Origin of the sequence: Oceanobacillus sojae (assembly GCF_007991515.1) — a bacterium.
Taxonomy (GTDB): domain Bacteria; phylum Bacillota; class Bacilli; order Bacillales; family Amphibacillaceae; genus Oceanobacillus; species Oceanobacillus sojae.
The window spans coordinates 22,521-37,868 of record NZ_BJYM01000030.1 but is presented as its reverse complement, the minus strand read 5'-3'; the positions used below and the strand labels follow the sequence as shown (position 1 = coordinate 37,868).

Genomic DNA, 15,348 nt, shown 5'->3' with positions numbered 1-15,348 from the left:
TGTTTTTTGTTGGGCCATAGCCAAGCGGTAAGGCATCGGGTTTTGATCCCGTGTACCCTAGGTTCGAATCCTAGTGGCCCAGCCTTTTTTTTATGTCTTTTTTAGGCGGATAGCTTAAATAACAGGAGCCATTAGCTCAGTCGGTAGAGCAACGAGCAAAGCTTCTGCCGAGTAGACTGCGAGTAACCCCGAAGGATTAACTTCGAAGCGTTTGCTGGCAGATGCAGGGGTCTGCTGGATAGAGAAGCACTAAATAAGATATAAAGCTGTTTAAAATGGGAGCCATTAGCTCAGTCGGTAGAGCATCTGACTTTTAATCAGAGGGTCGAAGGTTCGAATCCTTCATGGCTCATTACAAGAATGACAAGTATAAAACACTTTAGGAAAACGGGATAATATTATCTCGTTTTTTTTCTTTATAAATAAGTAAACTGTTTTATCCTTATATATATGTATTCAGGTCACTGAGGATTAAAATATATGAAGCGGGAAACAAATCATTAAAGCTCTTGCTTTTTGATATTACGCATAAGAAATAAATCATGAGAAAGTATATATTATAGAAGCATTGTAAGCATATAGACTGGTGTTGTGCATTTTTTTACTTTTAATAAAGTAAAAATTCTTATTTTATTACGATAAAATGATTAACATAATTCCAGTAACGAAATAAGTATCTTCTAAATGAAAAAACGGTAGAATTCGTGTTATAATCAAATATAGTTTAATTTAGTACTTAGTAATAAAAAACATATTTAGATATGATAAATAAAAAGGATGAGCTAGGCATGACCTCTTCAAGAATACCCGGTTTTTATAATATGACGGTAGAAGACAGGCGCGCATTATTACGTGAAGCCTTTTCTTTAACGGATGCAGAAACGCAAAATTTGTCTAACGCAGACGCGCTTACTATTGAAACAGCAGATAATATGATTGAGAATGTCATTGGTACCTATCAATTACCATTTGGATTAGGATTAAATTTTTTGATAAACGGGAAAGGATATGTAGTACCAATGGCTATTGAAGAAGCTTCTGTCGTTGCTTCTGCAAGCCATATTGCAAAAATAGTCAGAGAAGCTGGCGGATTTCAGACAGAGTCAAAGGAAAGACTGATGATTGGACAGATTCAAGTTGTTGGATGTCCTGATTTTCAAGAAGCAAAGCAAAAAATTCTTCAACAAAAAGATATATTAATGCGTGCCGCTGATGATGCTTATCCAAGTATTGTCAATCGCGGCGGCGGTGTGAAGGATTTGGATGTCCGGATTCTGAATGAAGAGGATTCTTCGTCATATAGTAAAATGCTGGTTATGCATATCTACGTAGATACTTGTGACGCAATGGGTGCTAATATGATTAATACCATGGTAGAATCTATTGCTCCAATCGTGGAAGAAATAACCAGGGGAAAGGTTTATTTGCGTATTTTATCAAATTATGCAGACCGCAGCCTTGTAACAGCGAAATGCGTTATACCTCCACATCTGCTGAAAACAGGTTCGTTTTCTGGGGAAGAGGTAAGAGACGGTGTTATTCATGCCTATGAATTTGCTGCTTCTGACCCCTATCGTGCTGTAACGCATAACAAAGGGATTATGAACGGGATTGATCCTGTTGTGATAGCGACAGGAAATGATTGGCGGGCAGTAGAAGCTGGAGCACATGCTTATGCTGCGAGAAATGGTCATTATGGATCTATGACTACATGGTCAAAGGATGAAGAAGGTAATCTTGTTGGTGAAATTGAATTACCAATGTCTATAGGAACAGTCGGAGGAGCAACACGCGTGCATCCGCTCGCTGATTTTTCTTTATCCATTATGCATATTGAATCAGCAGAAGAGCTTGCGCAAGTAATTGTGGCAGTTGGTCTCGCTCAAAATCTTGGAGCGCTCAAAGCGTTGGCAACAGACGGTATTCAGAAAGGTCACATGGCACTTCATTCACGTTCTGTTGCGATTGCCGGAGGAGCAACTGGGGAGATGATTGATGTGATAGCAAAACAATTAGTAGAACAACAAGAAATCCGTGTGGGAAAAGCTAAAGAATTGGTGGAACAGTATAAACAATGAGTGCAGAAAAAGTAACAGCGTCGGAAAAAACAGCTATTGGTATAGCTCATAGTAAGGTCATTTTAATTGGAGAGCATGCGGTTGTACACGGACAGCCGGCAATTGCTATCCCATTTCCTTTAATTGGTGTAGAGACGGTGATTGAGTATGTTCCTGGGGCAGTGAAAATGGACAGTACTTTTTATCACGGTCCTCTGAAGCATGCCCCGAAAGAGCTGGAAGGAATTGTTGAATGTGTATCCAGTTCCTGTGAATACCTTGGGATCCCTTATAAAGACTTATTAATACGAATTAATTCTTCTGTCCCTCCTGGGAAAGGCCTTGGATCCAGTGCATCTGTAGCTATTTCTGTCATTCGCTCTATATTCAACTACTGTGATAAGGAATGCTCAGTAGAGGAATTGCTTCAATTAGCAAATGTTGCAGAAACTTATGCGCATGGAGCTCCCAGCGGGTTAGACACATTGACCATTACCTCAGATAAACCAGTCTGGTATAAAAAGGGAAATCCTGTAGAGCACATCGAATTAGGAGAAGATCTTCATTTTATTGTTGCAGACTCCGGCAGGATTGGTGATACCCGTACATCGGTTGAATCTGTAGCAAATCTGCTAAAAACAGCTCCACAACGTATTCATTCAAAAATAGAACGAATCGGAGAACTGACGCATAATGCGAAAGAAGCCTTAGAAAAGGCGAGTAAACACATTCTTGGGCAGCTGTTAAATGAAGCGCAAAAAGAATTGGAAGTATTAGGTGTAAGTGATGCCGGTTTAAATAAATTAATTCACTTTGCCCGTGAAGAAGGTGCTTTGGGGGCAAAACTGACAGGTGGAGGAAATGGCGGCTGTATTATTGCGCTTGCTCAAAATGAAGTGCATTCGAAACAGTTAGCTGAAAAATTACGCCGATTTGGTGCTGCGGCAGTGTGGCCATTTGTATTAAAGAAATAAAGTGAAACTTTATTCAGTAGAAGGTTCTTTTTCACTGCAGTAAATGAATGTTTTGACAGGTATGTAGAAAAGGGGGTTCAAATATGAAGGCGACAGCAAGGGCGCATACGAATATCGCTTTAATTAAGTACTGGGGAAAGCGGAATGAATCATTAATTCTCCCTACCAACAGTAATCTTTCTGTTACATTAGACGGTTTTTCTACAGAGACAACAGTGCATTTTCAAGAGGACTTAAAGAAAGATATCTTTCTCTTAAATGAACAGAATGTAGAAGGGAATGCTCTTGAAAAGGTAGCAGTATTTTTAGATAAGGTGCGGGCTCTTTCTGGAAAAGAACTATATGCACAGGTTCAATCAGTAAATCATGTGCCTACTGCTGCCGGATTTGCTTCCTCTGCATCCGGTCTTGCAGCATTGGCTGCTGCAAGTGCGAAAGCAATAGGGGTCTCCTTGAATGACACAGAATTATCAAAATTAGCCCGGCAAGGCTCTGGTTCTGCTTGCCGCTCTATTTATGGCGGTTTTGTTGAATGGCAGATGGGGGAGCGTGAAGACGGAGCTGATTCCTTTGCAGTACAAGTTGCAGACAAGTCTCATTGGGATATTCGAATTGCCGCTGTTGTTTTATCAAAAACAACGAAAAAGGTCTCGAGCCGAGAAGGGATGCGCCGTACGGTAGAAACCTCCCCTTTTTATGCAGGCTGGCTGGAGCAGACACCCAAGGATTTACAAGAAATAAAACAAGCAATTGCTGAAAAAGACTTTGAAAAAATGGGAAGCATTGCAGAAGCAAACTGTCTGCGGATGCATGCGACGACATTAGGAGCTAATCCGCCTTTTACATATTGGCAGGACACAACAATGCGAGTGATGCAGACTGTGCAGAATTTAAGAGAAAAAGGGATTCCTGTGTTTTTTACAATTGATGCAGGTCCGAACGTAAAAGTATTATATTTATCAGAAGATGAGGATAAAGTAAAAAAACGTCTGCAATCCATTGAAGGCGTAGAAGATATTATTGTTAGCAAGCCCGGAAGCGGAATCAGCTATCTATAGGAGGAATATACGGTGGCAAAATCAATTACAGTCAAAGTACCAGGAAAATTAATGATTGCAGGAGAGTTTGCCGTATTAGAGCCTTATCAGGATTTGGCGGTGATGGCTGTTAATCGTTTTGTGTATGCTAACGTTTCTGATGCGGACAGTCACCAGCTGACTTTATCCGATTTTTCACTTCATAAAGTCCCGTGGTCATGGCGGGAAACAGATATACATATTGAATCTGGCGACCCCCGGCTGTCTTTTGTGAAGGAAGCACTCCGGGTTACTTATCGTTATTTGGAAGAACAGGGATTACCTATTCGTCCGATGCATGTATTAACACGCAGTGAATTAGATGATACCTCTGGTGTAAAATATGGTTTGGGTTCAAGTGCGGCGATTGTTACTTCAATTGTAGCAGGAGTATTACATTTCCAGGCCCCAAAACTGGCAGAAAAAGATACCATTTTTCGTTTGGCTGCGTTATCTCATGTAATTACGCAGGGGAATGGTTCGGGTGCAGATGTAGCTGCATCCACGTATGGCGGACTGCTGCAATTTTCATCCTTCCAGGCAGATTGGCTTCTTGAGGCATACAAAGAGACAAATTCTATCACTGAGATGCTAAAGAAGGATTGGAAATACTATAAATCCAAGCCGATCGCCTTACCGGATAATGTTTACTTCTGTGTGGGATGGACGGGCAGCGCAGCCTCTACGAAGGATTTAGTGAATCAGGTCCGTTTATTGAAGGTGAATAATGCAGAAGCTTATAATAAATTTTTAGAAGACAGTAAAAATGCAGTCTCCAAATTCTTAACAGGAGCAGAGAATGGCGACCTGCTCCAATTATTTCAGGGGATAAAAGCAAATCGAAAAGCTTTGGATCAAGTAGGAAAAGCAGCTGATACAAGTATTGAAACGCCTGACTTGGCAGTATTGTGTAAGCTTGCAGAGCATCTTGGAGGCGCCGGGAAACCTTCGGGAGCCGGGGGCGGGGATTGTGGAATTGCTTTTATGCCTTCAGAAGAAACAGCAAAAGAATTAGCGCTCGCCTGGGAAAAAGAAGGAATTAAAGTTTTGACGATATCACCTTCTATTGGTGGAGAAATGGTGATTGAAGAGAATGATTCTATATAAAGTGAGAGCCGTTTTGCAATGTATATATTGTAAATCGGTTCTTTTGTTTATGATTTTAAATCACTATTATCTTTAGATTGATTTTGAAGGATTTTATAAAAATAAAAAAAGACTAATGATATGAAGGGAAAAATAGGATATTATTATTCGTAGAGATATACTCGGTTAAAAAAGGATACATTTGGATATATGCAGCTAAAAAGAAGCACAAAAAAAGACATACCTAATACATGTCTTTGAAAAGAAGAGCAGACTCTCAAGAAGATCTTTTTAAATAGGCATAGATTAATGCATCAAGTTTTTCGCTTGTGGCTAAGACGGCTTCGGAGCTTAAGCCTTGCTCTTTAGATAAGGTCATCATTTCTTCTCTGTATTGTTCAATTTTTATGAATAATGTTTTCTTATCCACAAAAGTCACTCCTTTTTTAGTATACTTATCGTTAGGTATACCCTGCCTGAAAAAAAATAAACATTCTTTTGAAAAAGTGAAACCTTACAAGCGGTTGTTTCGTATAGAGAGTACCGCATAATGCGGAGGTAATTAGATGGAACAATTTATAAAGAAAAAAATTATACAAGTAAAAAAAGGAGATCAGTCTGCTTTTTCAGATGTAGTAGCCTTTTATCAGGATAAAATATACCAGCATTGCTACCGCATGCTTGGCAATAAGCATGAAGCGGAGGATATGGCACAGGAAGCATTTATACGTGCTTTTGTGAATATTGATTCATTCGATGAGAATAGAAAGTTTTCTACATGGTTATACCGGATTGCTACAAATTTAACCATTGACCGTATGCGCAAGCGCAAGCCGGATTATCATCTCGATGCGGAAGTAAAAGGAACAGATGGACTTGATATGTATTCCCAGCTTGCCAGCACGGAACGTCTTCCTGGAGAAGAAGTAGAGAGCAGGGAACTGCAGCGGTATATTCATCAAGAGATTTCACAGTTGCCTTCTAAATATCGAAGTATTATCATGCTCAGATATTTAGAAGAATTTTCTCTAAAAGAAATCAGTGAGATTCTTGATGTCCCTCTTGGTACGGTAAAGACGCGGATTCATCGGGGGAGAGAGGCCCTTAGAAAGAGGCTTCGACATGTGTAAAGGAGCGTGCTTGATGTGAGTTGTAATGAAAAATATATAAAAAGAATGCATGACTATTTAGACGGGGATATTTCTGCAGAAGATGAAAGCCTACTAAGAAGGCACCTTGAAGATTGTGAGGATTGTCAGAAGCATTTTCATGAACTTAATCGGACGATTACTTTAATTCGAAGTGCGGAGCGGATGGAAGCGCCGGCAGGGTTCACCGAGAATGTTATGAGTAAACTGCCGACAGAGAAGAAATCCATGAAGTACAAGCGCTGGTTTAAACGTCATCCAATTCTTGTGGCGGCCGCAATCTTTTTTCTGCTGATGATAGGCAGTCTGTCGTCTACTTTTAATCAAGGAACAGATCAGCTTGTGGTTTCAACGCAGGAAGAGCTTGTTATTGACGGAGATACAGTTATTGTACCGGCAGGCGTAACTGTTCCGGGTGATGTCTACGTGAAGAACGGTGATTTGTTAGTGCTTGGAACCGTTGATGGTAATGTCACCTTATTTAACGGAGAGCTCCTGGATAGTGATTCCCAGCTCGATGGAGGCAACCTAATGGCGTCTGCCGGAGGTGTGAATGGGGATCTAGAGACTGTTGATCAAACGTTTGAATGGATTTGGTACCATGTAAAGAATTTTTTTAAAGGATTATTCTCGTTCTAATTAAAAATAGATAAGTATTGAAGAAGAGAGCATTTATATCGCTCTCTTTTTTAAAAGGACACGAACCCTCATGTACTTTGACTGGAAAGAACATCCTTACATTGTTATACAAGTATAAAAAATATGAAGCAGAAAAATGATAATAAACGAAACTACAGACAGGTCTGTTTTTACAAATTTATGATATAATAATTACCGACTGCAATTTCATATAGTCAATGGTAATATAAATAATTTTAAAAAATAAACAGGTAATTCTATTGGGTAAAGGATGTGTGAACATGCTTGATGGGGGATTTGACATTTTAAATCTGCTGCGGATAGGCGTTGATATCGCTCTCGTCTGGTATGTATTATATAAATTAATCATGCTGATCAGAGGAACAAAAGCTATTCAGCTTTTAAAAGGGATAGCGGTTGTATTAGTTGTGTGGGGAATAAGTGTACTGTTAAACTTACAAACCATACAATTTATCACGGGCCAAGTTATTAATTGGGGTGTTGTTGTCATTGTTATTTTATTCCAGCCGGAGCTGCGGAGAGCACTGGAGCAGCTGGGAAGAGGTAATATTTTCGTCAGGTCTGGAAGCACAGCTGAAGAAATTATACAAAATGAAATTGAGGCAATTGTTACATCCTGTAATTACATGGCAAAAAGAAGAATTGGTGCGCTTATTTCCATTGAAAGAGAAACTGGAATTGGAGAATATGCGGAGACAGGAATTCCGATTAACGGAAAGCTTACCCACCAGCTTCTGACAAATATATTTACACCGAATACACCATTGCATGATGGGGCGGTAATCATAAAAAATGAAGAGATTACAGCTGCAGCTTGCTACCTGCCTTTATCCGAGAGTCCATTTATCTCAAAAGAATTAGGCACCAGGCACCGCGCAGCGATGGGGATTAGTGAAGTGACAGATGCCCTGACAATTGTTGTTTCTGAGGAAACTGGGTCCATCTCTTGTACAAAAAATGGTGAATTACATCGTGATATTAATGAAGAAAAATTAAGAGAAATGCTTTTAACACATTTATCAATTGTGCCGAAAACCTCTGACAAAAAATTATGGAAACGGGGGAATGGTAAACGTGGATAATTGGTTTAAGAGTAAATGGTTTGTTCGTGTCCTTTCTTTGGCTTTTGCCGTAACACTTTATGCATTTGTCAATGTATCAGAAAATCCGAATTCAGATGCTACGTTCTCCGGTTCAAGCGATGCTACAGAAACCCTGGATAATGTACCGGTCGATATAAGAATTGATCGCGATAAATATGTTGTCAGCGATGTTCCAGAAGAGGTTCAGGTTACTTTACAAGGGAACCGGGGCAGTTTGACGCCGTATTTACTTCAGCGTAATTTTGATGTATACGTTGACTTAGAAGGTCTGGGAGAAGGACCGCATGATGTAGAGCTGGAGCATAATATACCGGGTGATGTGGAAGTATTTATTGAGCCGAAGACGGTTCAGGTCAACATAGAAGAAAGGGCATCTCAAGAGTTTACTGTAACTGCCGATCTTATTAATCAGGACAAAATGGCAGATGGTTATGAGGTAGTTGACTACAGCATCAATCCGGAGACGATAACAATAACGAGTTCCCGGAATGTCATTAACTCTATTGGTTCCGTAAAGGTTTATGTAAATATGGAAGATGTAGATGAGTCGATTAATAATCGCGAGCTTCCAGTGAATGTATATGATGTCCAGGGTAATGAATTGAATGTCAGAATGGAGCCGGAAAGTATTCAGGTTTCCGTGGAAGTAGATAATCCGAGCAAGTCTGTACCACTCTCTGTAGAGACAACAGGCGAATTAGAAGAGGACCTTGAGCTTGGTTCTATTTCTGCGAACACAGATGAAGTAGAAATTTACTCACAAAGTGATGTTCTTGATGATATTTCTGAAGTTAATACAGAACCGGTAGACCTGTCAGAAGTTGAAGAATCTGGCACAGTAGAAGTTCCACTTGATTTGCCGGAAAACGTACAATCACCTGAAACAAATGAGGTGGAAGTAACGATTGAGGTAGAAGGAACAAAAACGATTGAAGATGTACCTATAGAAGAAGAAGGTTTAGGAAATGGACTGGAAGTCTCGTACCCCGACTCTTCACTTGATGTGGAGCTAAAGGGAGATTCTTCACTGGTGAATGATTTAACCGCAGATGATATTCGAGCAGTGCTGGATTTCTCTGATTTGGAACCGGGGGAGCATGAAGTCCCTGTTACGATTGAGACACCTGATGATGTGACTGCTACAGGAAGTGTAGAAGAAATAACGGTTGAAATAATTGATCCAGCTGAAACGGCAGAAGACTAGTTGTATATTGGATGGTCAAAGGAGAGGTATAATAATGGGTAAATATTTTGGAACAGATGGTGTCAGAGGAGTAGCGAATGAAGGCTTAACTCCTGAACTGGCATTTAAGCTCGGCCGCTTTGGCGGTTACGCGTTAACAAAAGGCAGTGAAAAACCGCGAGTCTTAATTGGCAGAGACACACGTATTTCCGGACATATGCTGGAAGGTGCATTGATTGCCGGTTTATTATCCACAGGCGCTGAAGCTATGAGACTTGGTGTTATCTCAACTCCTGGAGTCGCTTATTTAACAAAAGTGATGAGTGCACAGGCCGGGGTTATGATTTCTGCATCCCATAATCCAGTGGAAGATAACGGGATTAAGTTCTTTGGACCGGACGGATTTAAGCTGACAGATGAACAAGAAGCAGAAATTGAAGCTTTATTAGAAAAAGAAGAGGATGATTTACCTCGTCCGACAGGCCCTGCTATTGGGTCCGTAAGTGATTATTTTGAAGGTGGACAAAAATATCTATCCTTCTTAAAAGACACGATTGATAATGATTTTGATGGAATACGCATTGCAGTCGATTGTGCGCATGGAGCAACTTCCAGTCTGGCTACTCACCTGTTTGCAGATTTAGAAGCAGATATTCATTCTATGGGCTCCACTCCAAATGGTCTGAATATCAATGACGGTGTTGGATCGACACATCCTGAAGGCTTGCAGCAATTTGTGCTGGATAAAGAGGCTGATATTGGACTGGCTTTTGATGGAGACGGAGATCGTCTTATTGCTGTTGATGAAAAAGGAAGAATCGTGGACGGCGATAAAATCATGTTTATCTGCGCGAAATATATGAAAGAAATTGGAATGCTTCGCAAGGATACAGTAGTATCCACTGTTATGAGTAATTTAGGCTTTTATAAAGCATTGGAAGAAGCGGGTCTGAAAAGTGATAAGACTGCAGTAGGTGACCGCTACGTTATGGAAGAAATGCGTAACAATGGTTATAACTTAGGCGGAGAACAATCTGGCCATATTATCTTCCTGGATTATATTACAACAGGAGACGGGCTGTTATCCGCATTGCAGCTTGTAAATGTTATGCGCGAATCAGGCAAGCTTTTGTCAGAGCTGGCAGATGAGATGACTATTTTTCCTCAGACATTAATTAATGTTCGGGTAACAGACAAAAATGAAGCTTTGACAAGCCCGATCATCTTAGATGAGGTACAGGCTGTGGAGGAAGAACTGGGAGAGAACGGACGTGTTTTAGTTCGACCATCAGGAACAGAACCGCTTGTTCGTGTCATGGTAGAAGCGAAGACAGAAGAGGACTGCAAAACATATGCAGAGCGAATTGTAAAAGTGATTGAAAATCATTTAGGTGCTTAAGATAGTAAAAAAATCGTATGAATGCTGCTCATTCATACGATTTTTTTATTGTTTTCGATTAGAAGCCGTAAGAATCCTCTTTCCTTTTTCTAACACATTCGGCTGCCTCAAAAGTATCTAAGGTATCCTCCACTAAACGCTCTAAACGAAAAGATACATCATCATCGATTAATTCCTTTTGCTGAAAACTTTTTTCCTCTATATAGACATAAGTTTGGACGATCTGCGCTTTCATATAGGCCAATGTAGGCTTTAATTGATAGTCAGCTACTAAGTAATGCTTGGAAGAACCAGCTGTGATAAAGAAGCTAACCACCTTATCACGAAATGCACCTGCAGGAAGCAAATCAAAAATATTCTTTAAGCTTGCCGGAATAGATGCCTGGAATACAGGTGTGCCGATAATAATTACGTCTGCCTCCATAATCTTCCTGGTTACCGAGGCTGTATCTCCTGAATAGTCCAGATAGTTACGGCCGTCACTGAATTGCAAATCATAATCTTTTAAATCAATCAGTTGAAATTCTGCTTCTGGATACTTTTCATTGATTTCTTTTGCAACTACATCCATTGCTGTCCGTGTTTTGGATCCGACAATGGATCCAGATAAACCAATAACATTCATTTGTTATTCCCCCTGATTCTTTCCTGTGTACTTGCGAATAGCTGGAAGGATTTCTTCGGCAATGACTTCGATATTTTTTGCCAATTGTTCGAAGGGGACACCGCCAAAGTCCATTTGGGCAAGGTAACGCTGATGTCCAAAAAGCTCATACTGATAAAGGATTTTTTCAATAACCTCCTGTGGACTGCCGACATTGATAACACTCCGTTTATCCTTGGCCTGTGCAAATGCCTGCTTTGGAAAACCTTGACCATTGGTCAGCTTCATTCCTTCATTAATATAAGGGTATATCTGCTTCAGGGCATCCTGGCTTGTTTCTGCCACATGGAAAAAACCAGTAACACCAACCGGAAGCTCTGCTGTATCATGACCGCTCCTTTTTGCTGTTTCCCGATATGCATCAATAACATTTTTAAAAGCACTTGCAGGACCGCCGAGTGTTGCCAGCATCATGGGAACACCGGTATAGCCTGCCTTCATCGCGCTGGCAGGAGTTCCCCCGACTGCACGCCAGATTGGCAGTGTGTTATCTTTCGGACGGGGCAGCACTTTCGCATCTTTTAACGGTGCCCGATATTGACCTTCCCAGCTGAGCTTTTCATTTTCATTGATTTGCAGCAGCAGATTAAATTTTTCTTCAAATAATGCTTCATAATCTTGCACGTCATAGCCTAATAAATCAAAAAGTCCAATCCGGGAAGCTCTTCCCGCGATAATCTCAGCACGTCCATCAGAAATTAAATCAATCGCGGCAAAATCTTCATAAACCCGAACAGGGTCAGAGGTGCTGATAATGGTAGACGAGCTGCCAATCTTAATATTATTTGTTGCCTGCGCGATAGCAGCTAACACAACACTGTGCGCCTGTGTGGTGAAATAATCCTGATGACTTTCCCCGACACTGAAAAAATCCAGCCCGGCTTGCTCGGCTAATTTTGCTAATTCAATAATTTCCTGAATACGCTGCTGTGCAGAAATTCGTTTTCCAGTGAAAGGATTGGCTATATGATCTCCCAGGGTGTAAAGTCCGAACTCCATTCCTTTCTTTTGATCAATACGGTATTTTTCCATCATATTTGCTCCTCTAGTGTTTTTAGGTTTTATTTTCTATGCGTTGTTCTGTCCAGCTTAAGTGACAGTGGACTATTTATTATGAAAATACAATTGAAAGTAAGCGGATTGCTGAGTGAAGTATATGGATTGAAAGCAGATGAATAACCAAATCTCCTTCCACAGCTTCTCTTGTTCCGCAATCTGTTATACCTATCACTTTACTATTCAATTGATGAAAATGCAATTAAAGTAGCTTGAATTAAAGATAGTTTATTTTCCACATATCCGCCTTAAGATGGAGAGGAGAAAAGACCGGAGTCGCTGGTTCATTTCACAAATGATGGTATAATATAGAAAATACAGAAAAAAGGAGTGTAAATAGAATGATCAAATTTCCTAAACCGAAAGTAGAACAGTTCTTTTATACGTATAGTATTTATCACTTTCAATTAAGCAAAGATGAAAAAAAGCTGGTATTCTCAACTAACTTAAGTGGAAAACGTAATCTATGGGCATTAGACTTAAGTAAAGAGCATACATATCCGTTTCAATTTGCCCAAAAGGATGAAGCCTCCTTATTTGTTCAATTTGATCCGAATGGGCAGTACGTGTTAACAAGCTTTGATTCGGATGGAGACGAAAATTATCAAATTTATGCATTGCCTCCAGAGGGAGGCTTGCCGCAGCCGCTGATTACCGGAGCAGAGAATGAAAAGTATTTATTTGCGCATTTGAGTAGAGACGGAAAACGTATTTATTATAATACATCCGAGAACAATCCGAGCTTCTTAAACACACGTGTACGTCATCTGGATACAGATAAAGATGAACTCCTGATAGAAGGAGAAGCAGCGCCGACCACGCTTGCGGCTGTATCTGAAGATGAGAAGACCTTGGTATATGAAAACATGTTTGCGAATACCTATAATAATATTTTCATTCAAAAGGAAGACGAAAAAATTTATCTTACTCCTGATCCAAAAAAAGTGCATGTATCCTATGAACCGGTTTTCACGGATAATAACACCATTTATTTCCCGACGGATTATGAAAGTGAATATACGTATTTAGCAAAGTATGATATCAAGCAAGGGGAATTTTCCAAGGTTCTTGAAATCGAAGAAGAGTCGATAGAGACAGTAAAATACGATAAAGCATCAAATTCACTATATTTGGTAACGGAAAAAGGTGTTGTAGATAAGCTTTATCAGTATAAAGTGAAGTCCGGAGAGCTGAAAGAAATCAGAAAGCCATTTGATATGATTGATCAAGTGACAGTAACAGAATCAGGGGCAGTTTATCTTCTTGGACGTTCAGCGGTAAAACCGGATAATATCTACCGCCTGACGAACAGTGAAAAATGGGAACAGCTCACAGATAATCGTGTTTTAGGAGTTTCCGAAGAGGAGCTTGTTGACCCTGAAATTGTAACCTATAGTTCTTTTGATGGGATGGAAATGGAATCATTGCTATTCAGAGCGAAGCCAGAAAATGCCAATGGCTATACAGTATTTTGGCCACACGGCGGACCGCAGGCAGCTGAGCGGAAATTTTTCCGTGCCATGTTCCAAAGTATTCTAAATCGCGGTTATCATATTTTTGCGCCGAACTTCCGGGGAAGTACAGGTTATGGCTCTTCCTTTGTTAAACTCGTTGAGCAGGATTGGGGACATGGACCACGGCTTGACAATGTAGAAGGTATCAAATGGCTGTTCGACCAGAAAATTACGGATCCAGACCATCTATTCCTGGTAGGGGGAAGCTATGGCGGTTACATGGCACTGCTCTTACATGGACGTCATCCGGAATATTTTAAAGCAGTAATTGATATCTTTGGACCATCTGATTTATTTACTTTTGTCAATTCTGTACCGCCGCATTGGAAGCCAATTATGGAAAGATGGCTCGGCGATCCGGAGCGGGATAAGGAACGATTTGTGAAGGATTCGCCAGTTACTTATTTAGAAACAATGACAAAACCAATGCTAGTTATCCAAGGCGCAAAAGACCCTCGTGTCGTGAAGGAGGAGTCGGATCAAATTGTTCAGAAGCTGCAGGATAAAGGCCGGGATGTCGAGTATCTGGTGCTGGAGGATGAAGGACATGGATTCTCGAAAAAAGAGAATGAAATAAAAGTTTATAAGCGGATGTTAGATTTTATGGAGAAGCATAAGTAAGTAGAAAACATCAGCAGAGCTTCGGGCAAGGCGAGGAAGGATAGCCTGGAGAGCTGCTGATGATTTTTTGAATCAATAAATTTTTTCAAGTTATCTAATGTGTTTTATCTGTGTTTTTATGCGGTCTATTCTTCTTTTTAGATGGGAGCGATTGTCTTCTTTTAATACTAAATTTGCTTTTGCTGCAATGATTTCTACAACGCCATCGATGGATAAATAATCTGTCTCTATTTTTTCTCCAAAGGCTTCATCAGCCAGGCTTGTGATACATCTGTCGATTTGCTTAAAGCCCCATGAATTTTTTCTCTCAAGACGTTTCTTTAGCCTGCTTTCAATGACTTCTTTGGAAGCAGATAAAACAAATTTATGCAGCTCGATTTTTTCAGATTCGAGATTTCCAGTGATTTCTTCAAAGTAAGATATATCTGTGATTGTCATAGGAACAATAATTGTTCCATCATGGTTTTCAACGATATATTTTATAGTTTTGCGGTTAAATTCTCTCCACATTTCGTAATCTTGAAAGTCTTTCTTTTTTAACTCGCTAGGCAAATTTTGATTGAAGAAGAAGCCGATATTTTCCGGATCATAAACGAAGGAATTTTCTAATCTTCTATGTAATTCATAGGCTGTCTGTGTTTTACCTGCTCCAAAAGCTCCGTTAAGCCAGATTATTTTTGTCATGGGGAGGCTCCTTTTTGGTGTGGTTTATGTAGAGGTAGATGGAAAGAGATGAGCTTGGTTCTTCTTATCTACCTCATATTTATATTCTGTTTTTTTGAGCATTTCTTTGTTGTAGCACCATTT

Annotated in this window: 14 protein-coding genes and 2 tRNA genes; 12 read left to right on the top strand and 4 right to left on the bottom strand. The window is 40.1% G+C overall.

Going from position 1 to position 15,348, the window contains the following annotated elements; all coding sequences use genetic code 11:
- The first annotated feature begins 10 nt into the window (after positions 1 to 10).
- From OSO01_RS22510 to OSO01_RS22485, 6 genes are all read left to right on the top strand, one after another.
- Positions 11 to 82, top strand: a tRNA-Gln gene (locus OSO01_RS22510).
- Positions 83 to 279: 197 nt separating this feature from the next.
- Positions 280 to 352 (top strand) — tRNA-Lys (locus OSO01_RS22505).
- 436 nt (positions 353 to 788) lie between these two features.
- Positions 789 to 2,078 (top strand): hydroxymethylglutaryl-CoA reductase, degradative, encoded by a 1,290-nt coding sequence (locus OSO01_RS22500; protein WP_147212700.1) that lies wholly within the window; start codon positions 789 to 791, stop codon positions 2,076 to 2,078.
- Positions 2,075 to 3,031 (top strand): mevalonate kinase, encoded by a 957-nt coding sequence (gene mvk, locus OSO01_RS22495; protein ID WP_147212699.1) that lies wholly within the window; start codon positions 2,075 to 2,077, stop codon positions 3,029 to 3,031. Before OSO01_RS22500 ends, mvk begins: the two co-directional genes overlap by 4 nt.
- Before the next feature lie 83 nt (positions 3,032 to 3,114).
- Positions 3,115 to 4,089: a diphosphomevalonate decarboxylase gene (gene mvaD, locus OSO01_RS22490; protein WP_147212698.1), complete on the top strand. Its 975-nt coding sequence runs from the start codon at positions 3,115 to 3,117 to the stop codon at positions 4,087 to 4,089.
- Between the two features lie 12 nt (positions 4,090 to 4,101).
- Entirely contained in the window at positions 4,102 to 5,214 is a 1,113-nt protein-coding gene (locus OSO01_RS22485) for a phosphomevalonate kinase (RefSeq protein ID WP_246145290.1), read from the top strand.
- 256 nt (positions 5,215 to 5,470) lie between these two features.
- On the opposite strand, the gene OSO01_RS22480 is transcribed toward OSO01_RS22485, so the two are convergent.
- Positions 5,471 to 5,623: an aspartyl-phosphate phosphatase Spo0E family protein gene (locus OSO01_RS22480; protein ID WP_077605006.1), complete on the bottom strand. Its 153-nt coding sequence runs from the start codon at positions 5,621 to 5,623 to the stop codon at positions 5,471 to 5,473.
- A 136-nt stretch (positions 5,624 to 5,759) separates the two neighbouring features.
- On the opposite strand from OSO01_RS22480, the gene sigW reads away from it, so the two are divergent.
- From sigW to glmM, 5 genes are all read left to right on the top strand, one after another.
- Positions 5,760 to 6,323, top strand: a complete 564-nt coding sequence (sigW, locus tag OSO01_RS22475; protein WP_147212697.1) for an RNA polymerase sigma factor SigW — start codon at positions 5,760 to 5,762, stop codon at positions 6,321 to 6,323.
- 15 nt (positions 6,324 to 6,338) lie between these two features.
- Positions 6,339 to 6,980, top strand: a complete 642-nt coding sequence (gene rsiW, locus OSO01_RS22470) for an anti-sigma-W factor RsiW (RefSeq protein WP_147212696.1) — start codon at positions 6,339 to 6,341, stop codon at positions 6,978 to 6,980.
- Positions 6,981 to 7,261: 281 nt separating this feature from the next.
- Positions 7,262 to 8,083: a diadenylate cyclase CdaA gene (gene cdaA, locus OSO01_RS22465; RefSeq protein ID WP_147212695.1), complete on the top strand. Its 822-nt coding sequence runs from the start codon at positions 7,262 to 7,264 to the stop codon at positions 8,081 to 8,083.
- The gene (locus tag OSO01_RS22460) at positions 8,076 to 9,308 is read left to right on the top strand and encodes a CdaR family protein (protein ID WP_147212694.1); all 1,233 of its coding nucleotides are present in this window, start codon (positions 8,076 to 8,078) and stop codon (positions 9,306 to 9,308) included. The genes cdaA and OSO01_RS22460 overlap by 8 nt, the downstream gene beginning before the upstream one ends.
- A 34-nt stretch (positions 9,309 to 9,342) precedes the next feature.
- Positions 9,343 to 10,686: a phosphoglucosamine mutase gene (glmM, locus tag OSO01_RS22455; protein WP_147212693.1), complete on the top strand. Its 1,344-nt coding sequence runs from the start codon at positions 9,343 to 9,345 to the stop codon at positions 10,684 to 10,686.
- 58 nt (positions 10,687 to 10,744) lie between these two features.
- On the opposite strand, the gene OSO01_RS22450 is transcribed toward glmM, so the two are convergent.
- Positions 10,745 to 11,311, bottom strand: coding sequence for an NADPH-dependent FMN reductase (locus tag OSO01_RS22450; RefSeq protein ID WP_147212692.1), 567 nt, complete (start codon positions 11,309 to 11,311; stop codon positions 10,745 to 10,747).
- A gap of 3 nt (positions 11,312 to 11,314) precedes the next feature.
- Entirely contained in the window at positions 11,315 to 12,382 is a 1,068-nt protein-coding gene (locus tag OSO01_RS22445) for an LLM class flavin-dependent oxidoreductase (protein ID WP_147212704.1), read from the bottom strand.
- Between the two features lie 365 nt (positions 12,383 to 12,747).
- Between OSO01_RS22445 and OSO01_RS22440 the strand changes: the two genes are divergently transcribed.
- A complete protein-coding gene (locus OSO01_RS22440; protein WP_147212691.1) occupies positions 12,748 to 14,541 on the top strand; it encodes a S9 family peptidase in 1,794 nt (597 codons plus the stop codon).
- 90 nt (positions 14,542 to 14,631) lie between these two features.
- Here the strand turns inward: OSO01_RS22440 and OSO01_RS22435 are convergent, their stop codons facing one another.
- Positions 14,632 to 15,225, bottom strand: coding sequence for an AAA family ATPase (locus OSO01_RS22435; RefSeq protein ID WP_147212690.1), 594 nt, complete (start codon positions 15,223 to 15,225; stop codon positions 14,632 to 14,634).
- Positions 15,226 to 15,348 lie beyond the last annotated feature (123 nt).